Origin of the sequence: Mycolicibacterium holsaticum DSM 44478 = JCM 12374, assembly GCF_019645835.1 — a bacterium.
GTDB classification, from domain to species: Bacteria; Actinomycetota; Actinomycetes; order Mycobacteriales; family Mycobacteriaceae; genus Mycobacterium; species Mycobacterium holsaticum.
The window spans coordinates 4,091,492-4,112,441 of record NZ_CP080998.1 but is presented as its reverse complement, the minus strand read 5'-3'; the positions used below and the strand labels follow the sequence as shown (position 1 = coordinate 4,112,441).

Sequence of the window (20,950 nt, the reverse complement as noted above, 5' to 3'; positions counted from 1 at the left end):
GTCAGCCGAAGTGCACGCCCTGGGCCAGCGGTAGGTCGCTCGAGTAGTTGATCGTGTTGGTCGCCCTGCGCACGTACGCCTTCCAGGCGTCCGAGCCGGACTCCCTGCCGCCGCCCGTGTGCTTTTCACCGCCGAAAGCGCCGCCGATCTCCGCGCCCGAGGTGCCGATGTTGACGTTGGCGATGCCGCAGTCCGAACCGTCGGCGGCCAGGAACCGCTCGGCCTCCTGGATGTCGCGGGTGAAGATCGCCGACGAAAGACCGTGGGGCACAGCATTGTTCAACGCTACGGCGTCGTCGAATTCGTCGTAGGTGAGCACGTAGAGGATCGGCGCGAAGGTCTCGGTGTGCACCAGCTCGGTCTGCGCGGACATCCGCACCAGCGCGGGCGCGACGTAGTAGGCGTTCTCGCCGAAGTCGTGGCGCTGACCGCCGAACACCTCACCGCCGTCACGGCGCGCCTGCTCCAGGGCGCGAACCATGTCGCGGTAGGCGGTCTCGTGGATCAGCGGGCCGACCAGCGTGCCGTCGGCGGCCGGATCACCGATCGGCAATTGCGGGTAGGCGGACAAAATCCGCGCCACCGCCACGTCGGCGATCGACGAGTGCACGATCAGCCGCCGGAGCGTGGTGCACCGCTGACCGGCGGTGCCCGCGGCCGAGAACACGATCGCGCGTACCGCGAGCTCGAGGTCGGCCGACGGCGTCACGATCGCGGCGTTGTTTCCGCCGAGTTCCAGCAGCGCCTTGCCGAACCGCTGCGCCACCCGCGGCCCCACCTGTCGGCCCATCCGCACCGAACCGGTGGCCGACAACAGCGCCACCCGCGGGTCGTCGACGAGGCGCGCGCCGACCTCACGACCGCCCAGGACGAGCCGGCTGACCTCCGGCGGGGCGCCCACGTCGGCGGCGGCCCGCTCCAGCAGCGCCTGGCAGGCAACCGCGGTCAGCGGGGTCAGCTCGGAGGGTTTCCACACCACGGTGTCACCGCACACCAGCGCGATCGCGGCGTTCCACGACCACACCGCCACGGGAAAGTTGAACGCCGTGATGACGCCGACCACCCCGAGCGGATGCCAGGTCTCCATCAGCCGGTGCCCGGGCCGCTCCGAGGCGATGGTCTTGCCGTACAGCTGCCGTGACTGGCCGACGGCGAACTGGCAGATGTCGATCATCTCCTGCACCTCGCCGAGCGCCTCGGACGTGATCTTTCCGGCCTCCACGGTGACCAGCGTCGCCAGATCGTCCTTGTGCTCGACGAGCAGTTCGCCGAGCCGGGCCACCAGCGCGCCGCGCACCGGGGCGGGCGTGCTGCGCCACACCGTAAACGCCTGTGCCGCTTGCGCAATGGCGGCATCGGCTTGTTGCGGCGTCGTCTCCGGGATGCTGAACAGCACGTCGCCGGTGATCGGTGTGCTCGCGGGCAGACCGTGCGCGCCCGGCGCGCCGAGTTCGACGGCTGCGCCGATGGTGGCCAGCGCGTCACGCACCTTTGCGCTCAGCTGCGCGCCGGTGGGAAGCGCAGCGGTTCGGGTGTTGGTCATGTCGCCGCCTTCAGTTGGTTTCGTGGGAACGGTGTGCAGATCGCGGGCACGGCCTCCGATACAGTGCCGCCATGGGTGAACCCGACGAACACCCGCGCGCGCCGGTCCCGCTCGACGACATCGACCGGGTTCTGGTCCGCGAGTTGGTCGCCGACGGTCGCGCGACGCTGGCCCATCTGGCCGCCACCGCGGGCCTGTCGGTGTCTGCCGTACAGGCGCGGGTGCGACGGCTGGAGGCGCGGGGCGTCATCACCGGATACCAGGCCCGGCTCGACCCCGAAGCGGTCGGACACCAGCTGTCGGCGTTCGTCGCCATCACCCCTCTCGATCCGTCCCAACCCGATGATGCGCCCGCGCGGCTCGAACACATACCGGCGATCGAGGCCTGCCACTCGGTGGCCGGCGAGGAGAGTTACGTGCTGCTGGTGCGCGTCGACTCGGCGCGCGCGCTCGAAGACCTGCTTCAACAGATCCGCACCACGGCCAACGTGCGCACCCGAAGCACGGTCATCCTGCAGACGTTCTACGACGGACGCCAGCACGTCCCGTAGTCGCCCCCCTGCGTGACAGGAAAATATACGGTGTGAAGTCATCATAGACATAAAATATACGTTAAGATCAGGGCATGACCGCTGTCTTGACGCCACGCGACGTCGCACCGCGCGATGTGCACCAAGTGTTGGCGCGCAGCATGCTGACCGACGGTTTCGACCTCGTGCTCGACCTCGAACGTTCAGCGGGTTCCTGTCTGGTCGACGCCCGCACCGGCGCGCGCTACCTCGACATGTTCACGTTCTTCGCATCCTCGGCGCTCGGCATGAACCACCCCGCCCTGACCGACGTGCAGATCCGCGCCGAGCTGATACAGGCCGCGGTGAACAAACCCAGCAACTCCGACGTCTACACCGTGCCGATGGCGCGGTTCGTCGACACCTTCGTCCGGGTGCTCGGCGACCCCGCGCTGCCGCACCTGTTCTTCATCGACGGCGGCGCGCTGGCCGTCGAGAACGCGCTGAAGGTGGCGTTCGACTGGAAGAGCAGGCGCAACGAAGCCCGCGGTATCGATGCCAGCTTGGGCGCCAAGGTGTTACATCTGACCGGCGCGTTCCACGGCCGCAGCGGGTACACGCTCTCGCTGACCAACACCGACCCGAACAAGGTCGCCCGATTCCCCAAGTTCGACTGGCCACGCATCGACGCCCCCGTCCTGCGCCGGGACGCCGACATGGCTGCGGTGGAAGCACATTCGCTCGCCCAAGCCCGGGCGGCATTCGAAGCCAACCCGCACGACATCGCCTGCTTCATCGCCGAGCCGATCCAGGGTGAAGGTGGCGACCGGCATATGCGGCCGCAGTTCTTCACGGCGATGCGCAAACTGTGCGACGAGTTCGACGCCTTGTTGATCTTCGACGAAGTGCAGACCGGGTGCGGCCTCACCGGAACCGCTTGGGCCTACCAGCAACTGGGCGTGACGCCCGACATCGTGGCGTTCGGCAAGAAGACCCAGGTGTGCGGGATCATGGCGGGTCGGCGGGTCGACGAGGTGGCCGACAACGTCTTCGTGGTGAGCTCGCGGCTCAACTCCACCTGGGGCGGCAACCTCGTCGACATGGTCCGGGCACGGCGCGTCCTGGAAATCATCGAAGCCGACCAGTTGATCACGCGGGCGGCCCATACCGGCGGGTACCTGCTGGATCGGCTGAAGGACCTGGCCGAGGAGTTTTCCGGCGTGGTGCTCGACGTGCGCGGGCGCGGTCTGATGTGCGCGTTCAGCCTGCCGTCCGCAGCGCAGCGCGATGCCCTGCTGCGTGGGCTGTGGGAACGCCGGGTGATCGTATTGGCGACCGGGCCCGACGGGGTGCGGTTCCGTCCGGCGCTGACGGTCACGTGCGATGAGATCGACGCCGCGATCCACGCCGTGCGCGATGCCCTCAGCTGATCTCCGTCGGCGCTGCGGGCGCCGTGAGCCGGCGTATCTCCGCGGGCAACCGGCGTAGCTCTGCACCGCCGATCAGCTCACACCCGTGCAACGCCGCGAGTTTGCGTGCCGCAGGGGTGAACTCGTTGTTGGTGACCACCATGGTCTTGGCGCAGTCCTGCATCGGTGCGCCCGCCACCACCTCCTGCACCGCGGCGGTGCCGACGGGCCGTGACTGGCGCTTGCACTGGATGGCCAACCGGTTGGGCCGCTTCCCGACGATGATGTCGACGCCCCAGTCGCCGGTCAGTGACGTCATGATCACCGGCAGCCCGCAGGAGCGGGCGATCCGCGCGACGTGGTCTTCGAACTCGGTGCCGGACATGGCCTCCGCCGGATCTGCGGCGGACCGCAGCCCCGTGAACGTGCCCGCGAGGAACGACGGCGCCGCGGCCAGAACAAGCGGTGCGGCCACACCGACGGCAATGCTCCAGCCGACGTCGAGGCCGAGCAGGTACGCGGCGGCGCCCGAGGCGACGCCGATGAGCAGGTACACCTTGAACCGCACAGCCGCATCGTAGGCGTGCGCACCGACGTCCCCGGTTGTCCACATTGCGAAGTGTTGCGTGGCCGCAATGTCTGCTCGCCGAAGCAGGGTTAATCTTCCAGGCATGGCTGATGAGTCGGTCGAGTTAGACGGGCAAACCTCCGTCGAGCACGCCCTCGCGGGCGGGGACCCCCAACGGGTCGGTTGGTTCCGCTTCTATTTCGCCGACGAGCGCTGGGAATGGTCACCGCAGGTGCAACGGATGCACGGATACGACCCCGACACCGTCGAGCCGACCACCGATCTCGTGTTGTCGCACAAGCATCCAGACGATTACGGTCAGGTCGCCGCGACGCTCGAGGAGATCAAGCGGACCGCGGGCGCCTTCTCCACCCGCCATCGGATCATCGACACCCGCGGCCAGACCCATCACGTCGTTGTGGTCGGAGACCAGATCTTCGACGATGCCGGCGCCGTGGTCGGCACCCACGGGTTCTACGTGGACGTCACGCCGGCGATGACCGAGCGGCAGAACAGGATGGTCACTGCGGCGGTCGCGGAGATCGCCGAGGCGCGCGGGGTGATCGAGCAGGCCAAGGGCATGTTGATGCTGGTCTACCGGATCAGCGCCGAATCGGCGTTCGAACTGCTCAAGTGGCGTTCGCAGGAGACCAACACCAAGCTCAGAACGCTGGCCCAGCAAATCGTACGGGACTTCCTGGAGTTGCACTATGACGAAGTCCTACCGCCCCGGTCCAACTACGACAGGCTGCTGCTGACCGCGCATAATCGCGTCGAATCCTGAGGTTTATCCGGCTCGCGCGCGGGAATATCCTCCGCGTCATCGGGGGCACGGCGGACAGGGAAACCGGGGAGAAGCGAGCAGTGCATCAGAGTCCTGGCGAATTGCGGCGCATCGATTCGAGTGCGCGCGACGCGGTCCGTTTCGCGGTGGTGGTGGGGGTCGTCGCGGTGGCGTTCCTGATCACCGCCGCCGTCTGGGTGAGCACGTGCTCGGGAGCGACGGCCGACACCGTGGCCTGCGGCGCACCGCAGCGCGCGGTGCTGGCGTTGGGTGCGCCCGCCATCTTGCTGATCGGCGCGTTGCGCGCGTTCTTCCGCACGTATCGGGCATGGCGTACGCACGAGCCCTTCTGGGCCTGGCAAGGCGCCGGCTGGTTCCTGTTGACGCTGATGTTGTTGGTGGTCACGATGAGCTTGCCGGCGGTGGCCGGGCCCACGGTGTTCGGACTGTGAGCGCGCCGGCGAGCGCCCCGCGGCCGCTTACCGCGGTGGCGCTGGTGTGCAGCCTCAAACCCCGCCCCGCACCGTCGAGCAGCGAGTTGATGGCCGAGCACGTTTGCGAGCACCTCCGCAGCGCCGGCGTACAAACCGAAATCCTGCGGTGCGCGGACTACGCGATATCGCCCGGCGTGGAAGCCGACATGGGCGACGGCGACGAATGGCCACAGCTCCGGCAGAAGCTGATCGACGCCGACATCGTGGTGCTGTCCACCCCGGTGTGGGTCGGCCATCCGTCCAGCATCGCCCAGCGCGTGCTGGAGCGCCTCGACGCCGAGCTGTCCACCACCGACGACGCCGGACGGCCGGTCATGGTCGGCAAGGTGGCGGTGGTCGCGGTCGTCGGCAACGAAGACGGCGCGCACAAGATCATCGCGGACATGTTCCAGGGGCTCAACGACATCGGCTTTTCCATCCCGGCCCAGGGCGGCACCTACTGGACCGGGGAAGCCATGCAGTCCACGGACTACAACGACCTGGACGAGGTGCCCGAACCGGTGGCCAAGACCACCGCGGCCGTGGCGCGCAACGCCGCCCACCTCGCCAGGGTGCTGCGCGATGATCAATATCCGCCTTACCAGTGACATCGGCGGTTTCTTTCCCAGCCCAGTCGGGTAGTTCTAGCCGGGAGAGGAGTAGCCATGAAGAGCCCGAACGACCCCGTCGACCATTCCCGGACGACGCGTCCGCATGCCGGCGAGACCATGAAGGACAACAAGAACCTGCCGGCGCTCATCGTGCTCGGCCTTGCGCTTGTCGCCTTCGTCGCAGCCCTAGCCGCGCACGCCACCACCCACCACAGCGTGGGCGTCACGCTGGGCTGCATTTCCGCAGGCCTGTTCATCGTGTCGCTTGGCTGGTTCGCGGTCGAGCACCTGCGCGTACGCAAGATCGAAGACCGTTGGTACGCCGAGCATCCCGACGCACAACGTCAACGACCCAGCAGTTAGCCAACACAGAAAAGAGGCCCAGCCGGATCTCCGGCTGGGCCTCTTCTCGTGATGTCAGCGCTGCTCGGACTCCTGGCGCTCTTCGGCGGCGCGGGCGCCGCCACGGGCCGCCTCGGCCTCGGCTTCCTTCTTGGCCGCGTTTTGCTGAGCGTCGGCCTTGTCCTGCTGAGCCTTGCCCTCACGAACCATGTCGTCACGGCCGGTCACGGTGCCGACCGTTTCCTTGGCCTTGCCCTTGACGTCCTCGACGGCGCCTTTGATGCCCTCTTGCGGGCCGCTGTTCTTCTCTGTCATTGGTCGCCTTTCCGCTATTGCAGTGGATCGGTCTTGCCCACTTCTTGGGCCGAACCGCGGAGTCTCCCCACGCAAACCGTGGGGTTCCCTGGCGGTCGACGGGCTAAACGCGGGGGTATCGGAGCCGCGTCGACTGGGTACTCCCGGTGAAGGCCGCGCGTCGGCCGTGACCGCCATCGATCGGAGTAACCTTGCGTATCAAGACACTTGGGGCGGCCGCAGCCGCCGTCACCGCGACGGCTCTGGTCGGCGGCGCGTCCACGGGCCGCAACCCGCAGTCACGGTGGTTCAACAAGCTGCGCAAGCCGCCGTACCAACCGCCGAGCAGCGTGTTCCCGGTGGTGTGGCCGCTGCTGTACACCGACATCGCGCTGGTCTCGGCGAAGGCACTCGACGACAGCGACGACACCCGGCGTAAGGCGTACACCGCAGCGTTGTCGGTCAACTTGCTGCTCAACGCCGGCTGGTCCTGGATCTTCTTCAGCCAACGCCGGCTGGGACTGGCCGCGGTGACCGCGGCCGCCCTGACGGCGAGCAGCGCCGACTTGACCCGACGGGCGACGGCGGTCAGCGGCAAGAGCGCGCTGGCCCTGACGCCCTACCCGGCGTGGTGCGCGTTCGCTACCGCGCTGTCCACCCACATCTGGCTCCTCAATCGGCATCGATGATGCGATAGCCGTTGCACGAAAACAGCTTTCGGGGGATCGGCCAAATCGGCGGGCGGCCCGCCGCGCAGGCCCCGGGGTGAGAGATCGGCGCGGTGAGCGCTCGGCGGTTCGTTTTACCTCGAAGTGGGTAGTGAACGAACGCCGGACGAGAAAAAGGACGAACCTTGAGCGTAGGTGACGGACAGACGTGCGCCCTTGCCTCGGCGCCCCTGTCGTCGGCCTCGTGGCGCGCAGACGTGCGCGACGCCGTCTCGGATGCGGTGACCGGGTTCGTCGCCGAGCGTGGCGCCGACCAGCTCGGGAAGACCGGCGTCGAAATCACCGGCGACATCCTGTTGCGCTTTCTCACCGGCGGAAAATGCCTGCGTTCGACGTTCACGTACCTGGGCTGGCTGTGCGGCCGAGACGAGGACCCCGCCGCGCTGCGGGCCGCGGCCAGCATGGAACTGCTGCACGCGTTCGCGCTGCTGCAGGACGACGTCATGGACGGATCCACCTTGCGCCGCGGACATCCGGCCGCTCACGTCGCGTTCGCGTGCTGGCATCGCGAGCGCGGGATGACCGGATCGCCCGACCGGTTCGGTGAGTCGGCCGCCGTGCTGCTGGGCGACCTGTGCCTGGTGTGGGCCGAGCAGATGCTGCGGGAAAGCGGCGTGGCGGCCGCGGCGCTGTCCCGCGCCTGGCCGCGATACGACGCGATGCGCACCGAACTCGCCGTCGGCCAGTTCGCCGACCTCGTCAACGACGCGGGCGGCTTTCCCAGCTGGGAACAGGTGCTCGACGTGTCACGACGCAAGTCGGGCAACTACACGGTGCGCCGGCCCCTCGAGATCGGCGCCGCGCTGGCCGGATGCGGCCACGGTGTGCTGACCGCGCTCTCCGTGTATGGCGAGGCGATCGGCGAAGCGTTCCAGATGCGCGATGACCTGCTGGGGGTCTTCGGAGCCCCGGCGGTGACCGGCAAGCCGTCCGGGGTCGACCTGTCCGAGCACAAGGCCACCAGCGTCGTGGTGTCGGCCTACCACCTCGCCGATCCCTCGTTGCGCCGCGAGCTCGCCGCGCTGATGTGCGCAGCCGATCTCGGCGAAGCCGATATCCGCCGGTGGCGGCGGCTGATCGCGCAGACGGGAGCGGTTGAGTCGATCGAGCAGATGATCGACGAGCGGGTGTGCCGGGCCCTGCAGGGCATCCAGATACCGCATATCAGTGAGTCGGTGCGAAAAGCGTTGGCCGACATGGCCGCAACCTGCACCACGCGAGCGGCGTGAGAAGCGAGGGCAGGTGTCGGGTATGCGAACAGTCCAGGGTAGTTGCGATCACGTCGTCGTGGTCGGCGCCGGGCTGGCCGGGTTGTCGGCGGCGCTGCAACTGGCGGGCAGGGGCCGGGCGGTCACCGTCGTCGAGCGCGGTGTGCACCCAGGCGGCCGGGTCGGCCGCATGGACGTCGACGGATACCGGCTGGACACCGGCCCGACCGTGCTGACCATGCCCGACATCATCGAGGACGCTTTCGCCGCCGTCGGCGAGTCCATGGCCGACCGGCTGGACCTGATGCCGGTGCGGCCCGGCTACCGTGCGTCGTTCGCCGACGGCAGCGGCCTCGACGTGCACAGCGACCCGGGCGCGATGGCCGCCGAGGTGGAGCGGTTGGCCGGCGCGGGCGAGGCCGAAGGCTATCTGCGGCTGCGTGACTGGCTCACCCGGCTGTACCGCGTGGAGTTCGACGGGTTCATCGCGGCCAACTTCGACTCACCGCTGTCGCTGCTGACCCCGCAGTTGGCGCGGCTGGCCGCCATCGGCGGCTTCCGGCGCTGGGACCGCATGGTGCGTCGGTTCATCTCCGACGAACGGTTGCGACGCGTTTTCACCTTCCAGGCCCTCTACGCCGGTGTGCCGCCGCGGCGGGCGCTGGCCGTCTATGCCGTCATCGCCTACATGGACACCATCTCCGGTGTCTACTTTCCCCGTGGCGGCATGCGGGCGCTGCCCGATGCGCTGGCCGCCGCGGCCGCCGATGCCGGCGTCGAATTCCGCTACGGCTCGGCGGTTTCGAGTCTGGAGCGCCACAGCGACCGGGTGACGGCGGTGCACACCGACGCCGGTGAGCGGGTTCCGGCCGACGCGGTGGTGCTGACCACCGAACTACCCGACACCTACCGCCTGCTCGGGCGCACCCCGCGGCGGCTGCTGCGGTTGCGTGCCGCGCCGTCCGCGGTGGTCGCGCATGTGGGGTGCCGGGCGGTACCCGACGACACGGCAGGCACCGGGCACCACACCGTCGTCTTCGGCAGGTCGTGGGACCAGACCTTCCGCGACATCATCGACGACGGGCGCGTGATGAGTGACCCGTCCCTGTTGGTGACACGCCCGACCGCCAGCGATCCGAGCCTGGCACCCGCGGGCCGAGATCTGCTCTACATCCTGGCTCCAGCACCGAACACCGTTGTGGGCGACGTCGACTGGGTCAAACAAGGGGACGCGTACGTCGGTGAGATGCTCGACTCGGTCGTCAACCGGCTTCCGCAGCTGGGCGTCGACACCGAAATCCTGCACGCGGTCGACCCCGCCGGGTGGGAGCGGCAGGGCATGGCTGCGGGCACCCCGTTCGCGCTCGCGCACACCTTCGCCCAGACGGGCCCGTTCCGTCCGGCCAACGTTGTGCGCGGCATCGACAACGTCGTGCTCGCCGGATCCTCGACGGTGCCCGGCGTCGGCGTACCGACAGCGCTGTTGTCCGGTCGGCTGGCTGCCGACCGGATCACCGGGATGCCTTCCCGGCACAGGAAATCACAGGTGGTGCAGACATGATCAGTTCCGAGCTTGATGCCGCGGGCGTACGAGATCCGGCGCTGCGCGATGCGTATCTATGCTGCCGCCGGCTCAACGCCGAACACGGGCGCACCTTCTTTCTGGCCACCCGCCTCCTTGCCCCCGAACAACGGCCTGCCGTCCACGCGTTGTACGGATTCGCCCGACGCGCCGACGACATCCTCGATGACTTCGACCCGAGCCTGACCGCGGCCGAGCGGGCCGACCGGCTGCAACATCTGGCCACCCAGCTGTTCTCACGCATGGTCTCCGAGCGCCCCGCCACCGACGACGACGATCCCGCGCTGTCCGCGGTAGTGGACAGCGCCCGCAAGTACGACATTCCGTGGGAGCTGTTCGACGATTTCCTGAACTCGATGCGGATGGACCTGACCGTCACCGAATATGCGAACCGGGCCGCGCTCGACCGCTACATGCACGGCTCCGCGGAGGTGATCGGCCTGCAGTTGCTGCCTGTGCTCGGCACGGTCGGCCCGCGCGAGGAAGCCGCGCCGTATGCCGCCGCCCTCGGGAAAGCCTTTCAGCTCACCAACTTTCTGCGCGATGTCGACGAAGACCTGCAGCGCGGCCGGGTTTATCTTCCCGCGGACGAGTTGGCCGCCCACCACGTCGACCGCGACGTGCTGTCGTGGTGTCACGATCACCGCCGTACCGATGTGCGGGTGCGCCGCGCGCTGGTCGAACAACACGCCACCACCAGGCGCACCTACGAATACGCGCAGCAGGGCATTGCGATGCTGGCGCCGCGGTCGAGGCCGTGCATCTCGGCGGCGCTGACGCTGTACTCACAGATCCTGGACCGCATCGAAGCTCTCGACTACGCGATCTTCAGCCAACGCGCCACGGTCGGCAACGCCCGCCGCGTCCGGGTCGCGGCGGCGGGCCTGCTCAAGGCGTGGCGCGCCCGGCTAGCTGAGAACAGGTCCTAGCCGTGGACCGGTGGAACTACCTGCTGGTATTGGCCGCCTGCCTGGCGATCACCGCACCGCTGGAGCTGTTCGGCGCCGGGGTCTACCGGCGGGCGTGGCGGGCTGCCGCGGCGATCCTGCCGGTGGCGGCGGTGTTCATCGTCTGGGACGTCGTGGCCATCCTCGCGCAGGTCTGGACCTACAACCCGGCCTACCTCACCGGTGTCGATCTGGCAGGCATCCTTCCGCTGGAGGAACTACTGTTCTTCATCGTGATTCCGCTGTGCGGGTTACTCACCTACAACGCCGTCGACACCATCTTGCGACGGTCGAAACGCAAGTCGGTGCGTCAGCGATGACGGGCCTCGGCTATACGCTGCCCGCCGTGCTGGCGGTGGTGGCGGTGTGCGTGTGGGAGGTCGCGGTCCTGCGCACCGGGTTGTTTCGGCGGCCTGCGTACTGGTTGTCCATGGCGATCGTGACCGGGTTCCAGGTCCCGGTGGACGGGTGGCTGACGAAACTGAGCGCACCGATCGTGCTGTACGACGAGCACCACACCAGCGGTATCCGGTTCCCCTTCGACATTCCGGTTGAAGATTTCCTGTTCGGTTGGGCGTTGGTCACCGCGGTGCTGCTGTTGTGGGAACGCCAGCGGTTGAGTGACCGCCGAGAGGAGGATGCGGCGTGAGCCAGACGAGCGACGTACCAGCGGCATTCGACGCGGCGGCCGCGACCTACGACAAACTGGTCGACGCCAACCCCGGATACCACAACCACCTTGAACTGTCGGCGCGGCGAATGCTGCTGCCCGACAACGGGGTAGGTTTACGGCTGCTCGACGCCGGATGTGGCACCGGCGCTTCCACCGCGGCGTTGCTGCGCGTCGCGCCGCAGGCCGAGATCGTGGCCGTCGACGGTTCGGCGGGCATGCTGGCCGAGGCCGACGCCAAGCGGTGGCCGTCGTCGGTGCGGTTCGTACACAGCCGCATCGAGAACCTCGCGCACGCCGGTGTCGAAGGCCCGTTCGACGGCATCTTCGCCGCATACCTGCTGCGTAACCTCGCCGACCCGGACGCTCAACTGCAAGCGTTCCTGGCGCTGCTGAAGCCGGGCGGCACCCTGGCCGTGCACGAGTACTCCGTGCGCGACTCCCGCTTCGCCACGGCCGTCTGGAACACGGTGTGTACGACGATCATCATCCCCAGCGGCAAGCTGCGCACCGGCGACGCGTCGCTGTACAGATACCTGCGACGTAGCGTCAACCGATTCGACGGTGCATCGGCATTCCGGAACCGCCTGCGCGTCAACGGCTTCACCGAGGTACGCAGTCAGACCATGCCCGGTTGGCAACACAACATCGTGCACACTTTCCTGGCAAGGGCCTGCCCATGACCGATCCGCGGCGCGTCACGCACACCGGCCCGGCAGGCCTGGACCACGCAGGTGCACTGGCCACCACGCCCACCGTTGTGGTCGTCGGCGGCGGCATCGCGGGCTTGGCCGCGGCCACCGGCCTGGCTGAACGCGGCGTCAGCGTCGACCTGGTCGAACGAGAGCCCTATTTGGGGGGCCGGGTCGGCGGATGGTCGGACACCCTGGACGACGGTACCGCGGTCGCGATGAACCGAGGCTTCCACGCCTTCTTCCGCCAGTACTACAACCTGCGAAAGCTGTTGGGCCGCATTGATCCCCAGCTGTCGATGCTGACACCCGTGCAGGACTACCCGCTGGTCGACGCACATGGTCGCCGAGACACCTTCCGCGGGCTGCCGCGCACCCCGCCGTTCAACGCGCTGGCGTTCGCCATGCGCAGCCCCACGTTCCGGTTGCGCGACCTGATGCGGCTCGACGCTCGTGCTGCCGCGCCGCTGGCGGCCGTGTCGGTACCCGAGACCTACCACCGCCTCGACCACGTCGACGCCGACACGTTCCTGCGTGCGATCAACTTTCCCGAGGCCGCACGGCATCTGGCGTTCGAGGTGTTCTCCAGAAGCTTCTTCGCCAACCCCGCCGAACTGTCGGCGGCCGAACTGGCCACCATGTTCCACATCTACTTCCTCGGCTCCAGCGAAGGCCTCGTCTTCGACGTCGCGACCGCGAACTTCGATGTCGCGCTGTGGTATCCGCTGCGCAGGTACCTGCAGTCACACGGCGTTCGCTTCCACACCGGTGCGGCGGTGACCCAGGTGTGCGCCGGCACGCGGTTCGCGGTCCGCTGTGATTCCGGCGCCACCCTGGATGCCGACGGCGTGGTCCTCGCGACCGACGTGGCCGGGCTGCAACGCATCGTCGACAGCTCACCCGAGCTGGGAAACCAGCTGTGGCGCAAGCAGCTGACCGCGCTACACACCGCGCCGCCGTTCGTGGTCCATCGGCTGTGGCTGGATGGGCCGGTCCGATCCGATCGGCCGGCGTTTCTGGGCACCGGCGGACTGCCACCGCTGGACAATGTGAGCGTGCTCGAACGGTACGAACAACAGGCCGCCGACTGGTGCGCCTGTACCGGCGGTTCGGTGGTCGAACTGCACGCATACGCCGCCGAGGAACCCGACCTCGGGGAGCGACTCGTCAAACGGCTACACGAGCTGTATCCGGAGACCAGCCAGATGCGGGTGGTCGGCGAACGGGTCCTGTGTCACAACGACTGTCCGCGCTTTGCCCCCGGCGACTTCGCCACCCGCCCCGGTGTCACCACGCCTCTTGACGGGCTGGTGCTGGCCGGTGACGGCATCCGCATCGACCTGCCGGTGGCCCTGATGGAACGCGCCGCAACGACGGGATGGGCGGCGGCCAACCGCCTGCTGGAGCGGTTCGGCATCACGGGGCACACCCTGCACACCGTGCCGGTGCACGGACGCTCGGCGGTCCTGCGCCGCCTTGCCTCGAGGGAAAGGGGCATCAGCGATGAGCGTGCTGGCTGAGATGCGATCGAAACTGTCGAAAACCTGGCCTTTTGAGCTGCTTCCGCCGTCGCGGTGGTCGGCGCAGCGGCCCACGTACCGCGACGCGGCCCCTGCCGTCATCGGCGCTGCGTTGCGGCGCTCACAGGCCCGGCCCAGCGGTAACTGGTATGCGTTCGGCGCCAGCGAGAGCATTCGCACCCGTCCGGTGGGTGCGGTCGTCGCCGGAAACGAGCTGGTGGCTTGGCGCGGGGCCGACAGCACCTTGCATGTCGGCCCGGGCGCCTGTCCGCATCTGGGCGCCGACCTGTCGACCGGAAAGGTCGACGACGGTGTGCTGGTCTGCTCCTGGCACGGGCTGCGACTGTCAGGCGGGTGCCAGTTGGGTTGGGCCCCGTACCCCGCATACGACGACGGTGTGCTGGCGTGGGTGCGCCTCGACGCCGTCGGCAGGCAGACGCCGACCGAGTCGCCGGTGGTTCCCGAACGTCCCGACGGAGCCCGGATGCACGCCGTCACCCGCCTCGTCGGCACGTGCGAACCACGTGACGTCATCGCGAACCGGATGGATCCGTGGCACGGCTCCTGGTTCCACCCGTACTCGTTCACCAAGCTCGATGTGCTGTCGAGCCCACCGGCGAGCGGTGAAGTGTGCGAAACCTCGGACCGTTTCCTGGTTGCGGTGACCTTCCGGATCGGCCGGCTCGGCGTCCCGGTGGTTGCCGAGTTCACCAGTCCCGAGCCACGGACCATCGTGATGCGGATCGTCGACGGGGAGGGCTGCGGAAGTACCGTGGAAACGCACGCCACCCCACTGGGAAACGGACCCGACGGGCTGCCGCGCACCGCGGTGATCGAAGCCGTCATCGCCCACTCCGACCGCCCGGGTTTCGCGCATGCCGTGCGCGGCGCGCCGTTGGTCACACCTTTCATGCGGCGGGCCGCGACCCGGCTATGGCGCGACGACTTGGCTTACGCGGAACGGCTTTTCGCGCTGCGGCACTCGGCCCTCAACCCCAACGGCGATCCGCGCGCGTAGCGGCATCCAGCAGGGGCACCTGCTCGGCCGCCCACGGGCTGATCGACCACGACAGTGCAGCGGCAGACCGCAGCTCGTGCCAGGGCACCCATCGCCACTCCATGACCTCGTCCGGATCGACCTGCACGGCTTGTGCGGTGCGGGCGTAGAACACCGGACATATCTCGTTCTCCACGGTGCCGTCGGCCGCCACCGCCCGGTAGCGAAACTCCGGCAACACGCATTCCAACGCGTCCAACGACAGGCCGAGTTCTTGGCGGGCGCGCCGTCGCACCGCCTCGACGACCGGCTCGCCGGGCGCCGGGTGCCCGCAGAACGAGTTCGACCACACGCCCGGCCACGTCAACTTGCCCAGCGCACGCCGCGTCAACAGGACCCGATCGTCGGCGTCGAACACATAGCAGGAGAACCCGAGATGCAGCGGCGTCGCACGGTGATGGACCACCGATTTCGCCGCGCTGCCCACTTCCCGCCCGGCTTCGTCAAGCAATACCACCAGGTCATCGCTGGCAGCGACCGTCAGCTCCGTCACAACCTAGTTCTACCCGTCGGCGCGAAAACAATGCCTTTGCTCAGATGCAATCCGGTGCGTAATGGGTATCAAACGTTGTATGACGGAGCCGCAGACACAGAGCCGACGCCCCGAGGGTGTGGACGACGCGACGGTGGAGGCCGTCGGCAAGGTGTCGGAGGCATTGGAATGCGTCGAACGCGCCCGCGGGGAGCTGTATTCGTTTCACCAGCTGATGGGTCATGCCGACTTGTTGCTCGGCGAGGCGTGCGACAAGTTGCGAGGAGCAGGCCACGACGGCGTTGCCGAGCGACTGGAGACCGAAATCGTGGGCCGAAACGTCCTGTACGGCCGGTGGACCTTTCAGGTCGTCGAGGAGTTCGACGATCACTACTGGTCGGTATTCCGCCGACACGAGCGCGATGTGCGTGACGAACTGCAGGGCGGTGCGCGCCACGTCTTCGAGGAGGAGATGAAGGAGCGCCGCCGCACCGACGGCCGCCGCGGCCACGAACGCCGGCCGTGACGGTGGGTGGCGCACCGGTCAGCCGGATCGAGCCCGCAGCGCCGCCGAGTACCTGGTGTATCCCTTGCGCAGCGTGACGTGGTCGGTGCTCAACCTGGCGACATCTTCCCAGCCGGCAAGGAACGTTCCTCGATGCCCCCAACGCAACAGTGCGGCAATCGCTTTCGGGCCGTCGATATCGATGCGTTCGTAGCCCAGAAATGATGCCCTGCTGTGCGGGCTGATGATCAGGCCGAGCACCCGTGGTGTCGGCGGGTCCTGCGAGGGATCGCCTGCGACGGTCAGTCGTATGTCGACGACGGTGCCCACCGGATGCGAACCCGCATCTATCACCCGCAGCCCCAGGAGTTCACTCAGCCGCATGTCGGCCTCCCGGTATGTGTTTGATGATGTGGTCCCGAAGCCATCGCTCCACCCACCCGACGTCGAACCGCATGTCGGTGGGTTTCAGCTTCACAGTGATGCCGACGGAATGAACAAGGCGCCAAGGGATCTCCTGAAGGTGTGAACGCGGTGGGGTGCCGCCGAAGATGCGGGTGGCCACCACCTTTCCGGACAGCAGGGCGGTCACTTGGGGCGCCTCGGAACCTATTGCGATGTCGTCGTCGAGGTCGATGCCGGACAACTCCAGATCGTCGACGATGCCGATCGGGTCCTCGTCGGCGTCGACGAGTTGACGGTCCAACAACTGCAGGCGCGCGTCGAGGGAGTTGCCGCGGTGTCGCTTGACCGGTAGGTCGGTGCGGTCGGTCATTGCCCGGCCCCTGTGACGATCATCAGCGGTATCGCCGTCAGCGAAGCCGCCAGGATGATGACGAGGTACGCCGTGCCCAGCGCGTTGAGTACTTTGCCGTTGGTCCGTTCGCCCATGTAGGCGGGATCGTTGGCGACAACCAGAATCGGCAGATACGTCAGCGGAAGCGCGATCGCGGAGAACACCACCGAGTATTCGGTGACCAGGATCGGGTCCACCCCGGTGAAAAGCACCGCGACGGCCGCCACGATGGACACGAACATCAGGACGTGAAAACGTGCCGCCTCGGCGGGTCGGCGGAACTTTCCCCACGGCCAGCCCAGATACTGCGCGACGGTGTACCCGGCGGACAGCGCCGTCTCCAGCGCGGCGCCGAAGGTGGCGGCCACAATGCCGATAATGGCGAAGGCCAGCGCCAGCTTTCCGCCCGCCGCTACCACCGGCATGACGACCTGTGACAGCGATGTCACCTCGATTTGGTTGGGCAGAAGCACAATTCCCGCGCCCGCGGCGATGGCGATCGAGAGCACTCCGCCGAACGGGAAACCGACCATGACGTTCAGCCGCGCCACCCCGAGGTCTTTGGGGGTCCAATGCTCTTCGACTGCGCCCGAGGAGAAGAAGAACACCTCATACGGCGTCATCGCGGCGCCGAACAGCGCGATGGCGAAAAACCAGTAGGTTGCCGCCGATTCTGCTTCCGGGATCGTGGGCGAGGTGGCCTGCTGGGCCAGGTTGGACCAGTCCGGTCCCAGCATGAACACCGCGACGGCGAACACGATCAGGCACAGCCCTGTCAGGCCCGCCACGTTCTCCATGATCTTGAACTTGACGCGCCAGATCACCACCCAGACCGCGAATGCGGCGACCGGAAACCACATCATCGGTCCGACGTCGGTGGCGAGCTGCAACGCCAACGCGACACCGCCGATCTCGGCGGTCAACGTCATCAGGTTGATGAAGAACGAGGCGCCAAGGTTCGCTGCGGCGGCCCGCGGCCCCAGCCGCTCCCGGATGATCTCGAAGGTGGCCCGGCCGCTCACGGCGGCCACCCGCCCGGCCATTTCGGCGAACAGGCAGATCCCGATGACCCCGACCACCACCACCCAGGCCAGCGACAAACCGAAGCGCGAGCCCACGACCGCGTTCATGACCAGGTCGCCGATGTCGAGGAACCCGCCGATCGCGGTCAGGATGCCCAGCGCGATCCCGAAGATCTTGGCCATCAGCGGTATCCGCTCTCGAGCTCATGCGCCGACTTCAGCAGCTCGGAGCGCACAGTGGCCACGCGGGGCTGTGCGCTGACGTCGCGCAGCACCGCCGAGGCCGTGTTGAGCTGGCCGATGATCGCCGTCATCGACTCGGTCAGCATTCGCTGACGTCGCACATCGACCGGGTCCTGCGCCCGCAGATCGGCGATCCCGTTGTAGGCCTTGGCCACATCGTCGCGGGAGTCGCTGATCTGCACGCTGGCCAGCTGTGTCGTCGAGCGGCCCCGGGTCCACAGGTCCAACGCCAGCACCCCACTGCGCGCCGCCGAGGTCGTTTCTTCCATGGCGCGAGCGAGTTGGCCGGGCATGCCGTCCCGATTGGCGGGGCAGCTCGCCAGCAGCAGGCCCAGCCCGACGATCACCAACGTGACCAGCAGTATCTGACGGGCACGCCTGAGGCGTTCACCCGGTTGTGCCATCGCGGCTCCCGTCAGTCTGACTCTCCGCCGTAATCGAATCTCTCGAGGTCGGGGTCCAGGTCGACGGTCTGCTGCTGTTCCTGCCAGTCCGAGGCGCTGGATTCCAACGGCACACTGCGATCTTGGCCCAGGGGGGCGTCTTCGTCGTCGGGCACCGAATCGGCGGGCCGTTGTTGTTCGACCGCGTCGGCCACGGGCACGTCGTAGGGGACCTCGCTGTCCTGCATATCGGGCGGATTACCCCGCCCACGACCGCGGAAAACGCAGCGCAGTACAGGATGCGAAAGACGGTCCGTCCAGATCGCGAAGAGTCGCGACGAACCGTTTTCCCAGAGAAGTACTCGGGTAAGCGGCGGACATGTCCGATATCGATACCGTGCGCTCGGTGCTGGTATGGCACGTGCACGGGTCGTGGACTGAGGCGTTCGTCGCGGGTCGGCACAATTATCTGATCCCGTACCACAGCGCTCGCGACGAATACGGTCGCGGGCGCAGTGGCCGGAATTGGCCGCGTGCACACGAGGTTTCGCCCGCGGGGTTGGCCGAGCAAGACGTTGATCTGGTGGTGTTGCAACGGCCCGACGAAGTCGACCTGGCCACCCGATGGCTGGGGCGCAGACCCGGAATCGACGTGCCTGCAGTCTATGTCGAACACAACGCACCGCGGCCGTTCGCCGTGGACAGCGTGCACCCGATGGCCGAACGCGACGACATCCCAGTGGTGCACGTCACCGACTTCAACCGGTTGATGTGGGACAACGGCGTCGCGCCGACCCGCGTCATCGGGCACGGAATCGCCGACCCGGGACCGCGCTACACAGGCGAGATCCCCGCCGCCGCGAGCATGATCAACGAACCGCTCCGGCGGTGGCGCACCGTGGGCACCGATGTGGTGGTGGCCCTTGGCCTACGTGTGCCGATCGACGTCTGGGGCATCGGCACCGAAACGCTCGACGAAGGACGGGTGCGGGGCAGGGGTGACCTGCCCACCTCGGCGCTGTTGCCGGCGGGTCGCTCGGCGCCGGGTGTTTCTGCACACCGCTCGATGGACATCGCTGGGACTGTCCCTGGTCGAGGCGATGTACCTCGGCATGCCCATCGTCGCGGTGGCCTCGACGATGGCGCCGATGACCGTCCCGCAGGAGGCGGGCGTCGTCAGCGCCGACATCGACACGCTGGCCCAGGCGCTCGAGCAGTTCATCGCGGATCGATCGGCGGCGGCCGCCGCAGGTAAGGCGGCTCGCGACTATGCGATGGCGCACTTCTCGCTCGAACGGTTTCTGCGCGAATGGGACGGCGTCATTGACGAAATCTGCGAAGCAGGACGGGAGGTGAGCCGCGAATGAAAATCGCAATGGTGTCCGAACACGCAAGCCCACTTGCAGTGCTGGGCGGCGCCGATGCGGGTGGTCAGAACGTCCATGTCGCCGAACTGTCGGCGGCGCTGGCCCGCCGTGGTCATCGAGTGACCGTCTACACCCGGCGAGATGACCGCGGAGTTCCCGAGCGCGTCGAGACGGCGCAGGGCTACACCGTTGTGCATGTACCCGTTGGGCCTGCAGAACCGATACCCAAAGATGAACTGCTGCCCTATATGGGACCGTTCGCCCGGTTCCTCGACGCCGAGTGGGCCGCACACCGGCCCGACGTCACGCATGCCCACTTCTGGATGTCCGGCATCGCAACGCAGTTGGCCGCGCGGCACCTGAATTTGCCCGCGGTACAGACATTTCACGCGCTGGGGGTGGTCAAGCGCCGCTATCAGGGCGCCGGTGACACCAGCCCGTCTGACCGGCTGCGTCTGGAGGCGACGGTCGCCCGCACCGCGACCTGGGTCGCGGCCACCTGCACCGACGAGGTGTTCGAGCTGATGCGGATGGGCCGGTCTCGCAACCGGATCTCCGTCGTCCCGTGCGGCGTCGACCTCGACCTGTTCAGCCCGGAGGGGCCCAAGGCCGCGCGAAACCGGTATCGGCGGATCGTCAGCGTCGGAAGGTTTGTGCCGCGCAAGGGGTTTGATGTAATGGTGCGCGCTCTGCCCTATATTCGAGACACCGAGTTGGTGATCGTGGGCGGTCCCGACGCCACCCGGCTGGACTCTGATCCGGAGGCCCGGCGGCTGCGCGCGCTCGCTGCGGAACTCGGCGTCGCCGACCGGGTGAGGCTGTACGGTTCGGTGGCCCGCCAGGACATGCCGGAAATCCTTCGCTCGGCCGACGTGGTGGCGTGCACGCCGTGGTACGAACCGTTCGGGATCGTCCCGCTGGAAGCGATGGCGTGCGGTGTTCCGGTCGTCGCCTCCGCAGTCGGCGGAATGTTGGACACCGTGGTGCACGAGGTCACGGGCCGACTGGTGCAGCCCAAGCGTCCCGACAAGGTGGCCGACGCCATCAACCAGCTGTTGCGCGACGATTTTTTGCGCCAAAGCCTCGGTGCGGCCGGGCGCGATCGCGCCACGGCCCGCTACGCCTGGGACCGCATCGCCGCCGACACCCAGCGCATCTACGACCGCCTGGTGCCGGTCCGCTTCGCCTCGACCGAACCGGCCACCAGCCTTTCATCCGGATGATC

Annotated in this window: 26 protein-coding genes and 1 pseudogene; 18 read left to right on the top strand and 9 right to left on the bottom strand. The window is 67.8% G+C overall.

Translation table 11 applies throughout. The features are described from left to right. Position 1 precedes the first annotated feature (1 nt). On the bottom strand, positions 2-1,543 hold the full coding sequence (amaB, locus tag K3U96_RS19810; protein ID WP_220690838.1) for an L-piperidine-6-carboxylate dehydrogenase: 1,542 nt from the start codon (positions 1,541-1,543) through the stop codon (positions 2-4). 71 nt (positions 1,544-1,614) lie between these two features. Between amaB and K3U96_RS19805 the strand changes: the two genes are divergently transcribed. Continuing rightward, complete coding sequence (locus K3U96_RS19805) at positions 1,615-2,094, top strand: Lrp/AsnC family transcriptional regulator (protein ID WP_069403778.1); 480 nt, start codon at positions 1,615-1,617, stop codon at positions 2,092-2,094. A gap of 74 nt (positions 2,095-2,168) precedes the next feature. Next, a complete protein-coding gene (gene lat, locus K3U96_RS19800) occupies positions 2,169-3,482 on the top strand; it encodes an L-lysine 6-transaminase (protein ID WP_220690837.1) in 1,314 nt (437 codons plus the stop codon). Here the strand turns inward: lat and K3U96_RS19795 are convergent. Next, a complete protein-coding gene (locus K3U96_RS19795) occupies positions 3,475-4,074 on the bottom strand; it encodes a restriction endonuclease (RefSeq protein WP_220690836.1) in 600 nt (199 codons plus the stop codon). The genes lat and K3U96_RS19795 overlap by 8 nt on opposite strands. Positions 4,075-4,132: 58 nt before the next feature. Here K3U96_RS19795 and K3U96_RS19790 point away from each other — a divergent pair, with 58 nt between their 5' ends. The 4 genes from K3U96_RS19790 (at position 4,133) to usfY (ending at position 6,260) form a co-directional block, all read left to right on the top strand. Continuing rightward, positions 4,133-4,813, top strand: a complete 681-nt coding sequence (locus K3U96_RS19790) for a PAS and ANTAR domain-containing protein (RefSeq protein ID WP_220690835.1) — start codon at positions 4,133-4,135, stop codon at positions 4,811-4,813. An 80-nt stretch (positions 4,814-4,893) separates the two neighbouring features. Further along, positions 4,894-5,265 (top strand): hypothetical protein, encoded by a 372-nt coding sequence (locus tag K3U96_RS19785; protein WP_220690834.1) that lies wholly within the window; start codon positions 4,894-4,896, stop codon positions 5,263-5,265. Beyond that, the gene (locus K3U96_RS19780; protein ID WP_220693711.1) at positions 5,262-5,894 is read left to right on the top strand and encodes a flavodoxin family protein; all 633 of its coding nucleotides are present in this window, start codon (positions 5,262-5,264) and stop codon (positions 5,892-5,894) included. The genes K3U96_RS19785 and K3U96_RS19780 overlap by 4 nt, the downstream gene beginning before the upstream one ends. Before the next feature lie 57 nt (positions 5,895-5,951). Next, positions 5,952-6,260, top strand: a complete 309-nt coding sequence (usfY, locus tag K3U96_RS19775) for a protein UsfY (protein WP_069403773.1) — start codon at positions 5,952-5,954, stop codon at positions 6,258-6,260. Positions 6,261-6,314: 54 nt separating this feature from the next. On the opposite strand, the gene mbp1 is transcribed toward usfY, so the two are convergent. Beyond that, entirely contained in the window at positions 6,315-6,554 is a 240-nt protein-coding gene (gene mbp1 / locus K3U96_RS19770; RefSeq protein WP_069403772.1) for a microaggregate-binding protein 1, read from the bottom strand. A gap of 191 nt (positions 6,555-6,745) precedes the next feature. Here mbp1 and K3U96_RS19765 point away from each other — a divergent pair, with 191 nt between their 5' ends. The 9 genes from K3U96_RS19765 (at position 6,746) to K3U96_RS19725 (ending at position 14,898) form a co-directional block, all read left to right on the top strand. Further along, positions 6,746-7,222: a TspO/MBR family protein gene (locus K3U96_RS19765; RefSeq protein WP_069403771.1), complete on the top strand. Its 477-nt coding sequence runs from the start codon at positions 6,746-6,748 to the stop codon at positions 7,220-7,222. 164 nt (positions 7,223-7,386) lie between these two features. Further along, entirely contained in the window at positions 7,387-8,490 is a 1,104-nt protein-coding gene (locus K3U96_RS19760; RefSeq protein WP_220690833.1) for a polyprenyl synthetase family protein, read from the top strand. A 22-nt stretch (positions 8,491-8,512) separates the two neighbouring features. Continuing rightward, positions 8,513-10,030, top strand: coding sequence for a phytoene desaturase family protein (gene crtI / locus K3U96_RS19755; protein ID WP_220690832.1), 1,518 nt, complete (start codon positions 8,513-8,515; stop codon positions 10,028-10,030). Continuing rightward, a complete protein-coding gene (locus tag K3U96_RS19750; protein ID WP_220690831.1) occupies positions 10,027-10,980 on the top strand; it encodes a phytoene/squalene synthase family protein in 954 nt (317 codons plus the stop codon). The genes crtI and K3U96_RS19750 overlap by 4 nt, the downstream gene beginning before the upstream one ends. A 2-nt stretch (positions 10,981-10,982) precedes the next feature. Next, the gene (locus K3U96_RS19745; protein WP_069403768.1) at positions 10,983-11,318 is read left to right on the top strand and encodes a lycopene cyclase domain-containing protein; all 336 of its coding nucleotides are present in this window, start codon (positions 10,983-10,985) and stop codon (positions 11,316-11,318) included. After that, positions 11,315-11,647: a lycopene cyclase domain-containing protein gene (locus K3U96_RS19740; protein WP_069403767.1), complete on the top strand. Its 333-nt coding sequence runs from the start codon at positions 11,315-11,317 to the stop codon at positions 11,645-11,647. The genes K3U96_RS19745 and K3U96_RS19740 overlap by 4 nt, the downstream gene beginning before the upstream one ends. Next, the gene (locus K3U96_RS19735) at positions 11,644-12,351 is read left to right on the top strand and encodes a class I SAM-dependent methyltransferase (protein ID WP_069403766.1); all 708 of its coding nucleotides are present in this window, start codon (positions 11,644-11,646) and stop codon (positions 12,349-12,351) included. Before K3U96_RS19740 ends, K3U96_RS19735 begins: the two co-directional genes overlap by 4 nt. Further along, positions 12,348-13,880, top strand: a complete 1,533-nt coding sequence (locus K3U96_RS19730) for an FAD-dependent oxidoreductase (protein ID WP_220690830.1) — start codon at positions 12,348-12,350, stop codon at positions 13,878-13,880. Before K3U96_RS19735 ends, K3U96_RS19730 begins: the two co-directional genes overlap by 4 nt. Then, positions 13,864-14,898, top strand: a complete 1,035-nt coding sequence (locus tag K3U96_RS19725) for a Rieske (2Fe-2S) protein (protein ID WP_220690829.1) — start codon at positions 13,864-13,866, stop codon at positions 14,896-14,898. Before K3U96_RS19730 ends, K3U96_RS19725 begins: the two co-directional genes overlap by 17 nt. On the opposite strand, the gene idi is transcribed toward K3U96_RS19725, so the two are convergent. Next, positions 14,870-15,430 carry an isopentenyl-diphosphate Delta-isomerase gene (gene idi, locus K3U96_RS19720; RefSeq protein ID WP_230982214.1) on the bottom strand — a complete coding sequence of 187 codons (561 nt, stop codon included), beginning with the start codon at positions 15,428-15,430 and terminating at the stop codon, positions 14,870-14,872. The two genes, K3U96_RS19725 and idi, sit on opposite strands and share 29 nt — an antisense overlap. 79 nt (positions 15,431-15,509) lie before the next feature. Here idi and K3U96_RS19715 point away from each other — a divergent pair, with 79 nt between their 5' ends. Beyond that, on the top strand, positions 15,510-15,935 hold the full coding sequence (locus K3U96_RS19715) for a hypothetical protein (protein WP_069403763.1): 426 nt from the start codon (positions 15,510-15,512) through the stop codon (positions 15,933-15,935). An 18-nt stretch (positions 15,936-15,953) separates the two neighbouring features. Here the strand turns inward: K3U96_RS19715 and K3U96_RS19710 are convergent, their stop codons facing one another. From K3U96_RS19710 to K3U96_RS19690, 5 genes are read right to left on the bottom strand one after another with little or no spacing between them, the layout of a single operon-like run. Continuing rightward, a complete protein-coding gene (locus tag K3U96_RS19710; RefSeq protein ID WP_069403803.1) occupies positions 15,954-16,298 on the bottom strand; it encodes a PRC-barrel domain-containing protein in 345 nt (114 codons plus the stop codon). Then, positions 16,285-16,689, bottom strand: a complete 405-nt coding sequence (locus K3U96_RS19705; RefSeq protein ID WP_220690828.1) for a hypothetical protein — start codon at positions 16,687-16,689, stop codon at positions 16,285-16,287. The genes K3U96_RS19710 and K3U96_RS19705 overlap by 14 nt, the downstream gene beginning before the upstream one ends. Then, positions 16,686-17,915 carry an Nramp family divalent metal transporter gene (locus tag K3U96_RS19700; protein WP_069403761.1) on the bottom strand — a complete coding sequence of 410 codons (1,230 nt, stop codon included), beginning with the start codon at positions 17,913-17,915 and terminating at the stop codon, positions 16,686-16,688. The genes K3U96_RS19705 and K3U96_RS19700 overlap by 4 nt, the downstream gene beginning before the upstream one ends. Continuing rightward, positions 17,915-18,379 carry a hypothetical protein gene (locus K3U96_RS19695; protein WP_069403760.1) on the bottom strand — a complete coding sequence of 155 codons (465 nt, stop codon included), beginning with the start codon at positions 18,377-18,379 and terminating at the stop codon, positions 17,915-17,917. The genes K3U96_RS19700 and K3U96_RS19695 overlap by 1 nt, the downstream gene beginning before the upstream one ends. A gap of 11 nt (positions 18,380-18,390) precedes the next feature. Beyond that, on the bottom strand, positions 18,391-18,606 hold the full coding sequence (locus K3U96_RS19690; protein ID WP_220690827.1) for a hypothetical protein: 216 nt from the start codon (positions 18,604-18,606) through the stop codon (positions 18,391-18,393). A gap of 131 nt (positions 18,607-18,737) precedes the next feature. Here K3U96_RS19690 and K3U96_RS19685 point away from each other — a divergent pair. After that, positions 18,738-19,725, top strand: a pseudogene (locus K3U96_RS19685) (glycosyltransferase). After that, entirely contained in the window at positions 19,722-20,948 is a 1,227-nt protein-coding gene (locus K3U96_RS19680; RefSeq protein ID WP_220690826.1) for a glycosyltransferase, read from the top strand. Before K3U96_RS19685 ends, K3U96_RS19680 begins: the two are co-directional and overlap by 4 nt. The last annotated feature ends 2 nt before the right edge of the window (positions 20,949-20,950 follow it).

Coding starts and splice junctions, on each gene's coding strand:
- usfY (WP_069403773.1), top strand. CDS start 5,952: ATGAAGAGCCCGAACGACCCCGTCGACCATTCCCGGACGACGCGTCCG.
- crtI (WP_220690832.1), top strand. CDS start 8,513: ATGCGAACAGTCCAGGGTAGTTGCGATCACGTCGTCGTGGTCGGCGCC.
- K3U96_RS19725 (WP_220690829.1), top strand. CDS start 13,864: ATGAGCGTGCTGGCTGAGATGCGATCGAAACTGTCGAAAACCTGGCCT.
- lat (WP_220690837.1), top strand. CDS start 2,169: ATGACCGCTGTCTTGACGCCACGCGACGTCGCACCGCGCGATGTGCAC.
- K3U96_RS19690 (WP_220690827.1), bottom strand. CDS start 18,606: ATGCAGGACAGCGAGGTCCCCTACGACGTGCCCGTGGCCGACGCGGTC.
- K3U96_RS19710 (WP_069403803.1), bottom strand. CDS start 16,298: ATGCGGCTGAGTGAACTCCTGGGGCTGCGGGTGATAGATGCGGGTTCG.
- K3U96_RS19790 (WP_220690835.1), top strand. CDS start 4,133: ATGGCTGATGAGTCGGTCGAGTTAGACGGGCAAACCTCCGTCGAGCAC.
- K3U96_RS19695 (WP_069403760.1), bottom strand. CDS start 18,379: ATGGCACAACCGGGTGAACGCCTCAGGCGTGCCCGTCAGATACTGCTG.
- K3U96_RS19750 (WP_220690831.1), top strand. CDS start 10,027: ATGATCAGTTCCGAGCTTGATGCCGCGGGCGTACGAGATCCGGCGCTG.
- K3U96_RS19795 (WP_220690836.1), bottom strand. CDS start 4,074: ATGTGGACAACCGGGGACGTCGGTGCGCACGCCTACGATGCGGCTGTG.
- K3U96_RS19740 (WP_069403767.1), top strand. CDS start 11,315: ATGACGGGCCTCGGCTATACGCTGCCCGCCGTGCTGGCGGTGGTGGCG.
- amaB (WP_220690838.1), bottom strand. CDS start 1,543: ATGACCAACACCCGAACCGCTGCGCTTCCCACCGGCGCGCAGCTGAGC.
- K3U96_RS19705 (WP_220690828.1), bottom strand. CDS start 16,689: ATGACCGACCGCACCGACCTACCGGTCAAGCGACACCGCGGCAACTCC.
- K3U96_RS19715 (WP_069403763.1), top strand. CDS start 15,510: ATGACGGAGCCGCAGACACAGAGCCGACGCCCCGAGGGTGTGGACGAC.
- K3U96_RS19805 (WP_069403778.1), top strand. CDS start 1,615: ATGGGTGAACCCGACGAACACCCGCGCGCGCCGGTCCCGCTCGACGAC.
- K3U96_RS19700 (WP_069403761.1), bottom strand. CDS start 17,915: ATGGCCAAGATCTTCGGGATCGCGCTGGGCATCCTGACCGCGATCGGC.
- mbp1 (WP_069403772.1), bottom strand. CDS start 6,554: ATGACAGAGAAGAACAGCGGCCCGCAAGAGGGCATCAAAGGCGCCGTC.
- K3U96_RS19730 (WP_220690830.1), top strand. CDS start 12,348: ATGACCGATCCGCGGCGCGTCACGCACACCGGCCCGGCAGGCCTGGAC.
- K3U96_RS19680 (WP_220690826.1), top strand. CDS start 19,722: ATGAAAATCGCAATGGTGTCCGAACACGCAAGCCCACTTGCAGTGCTG.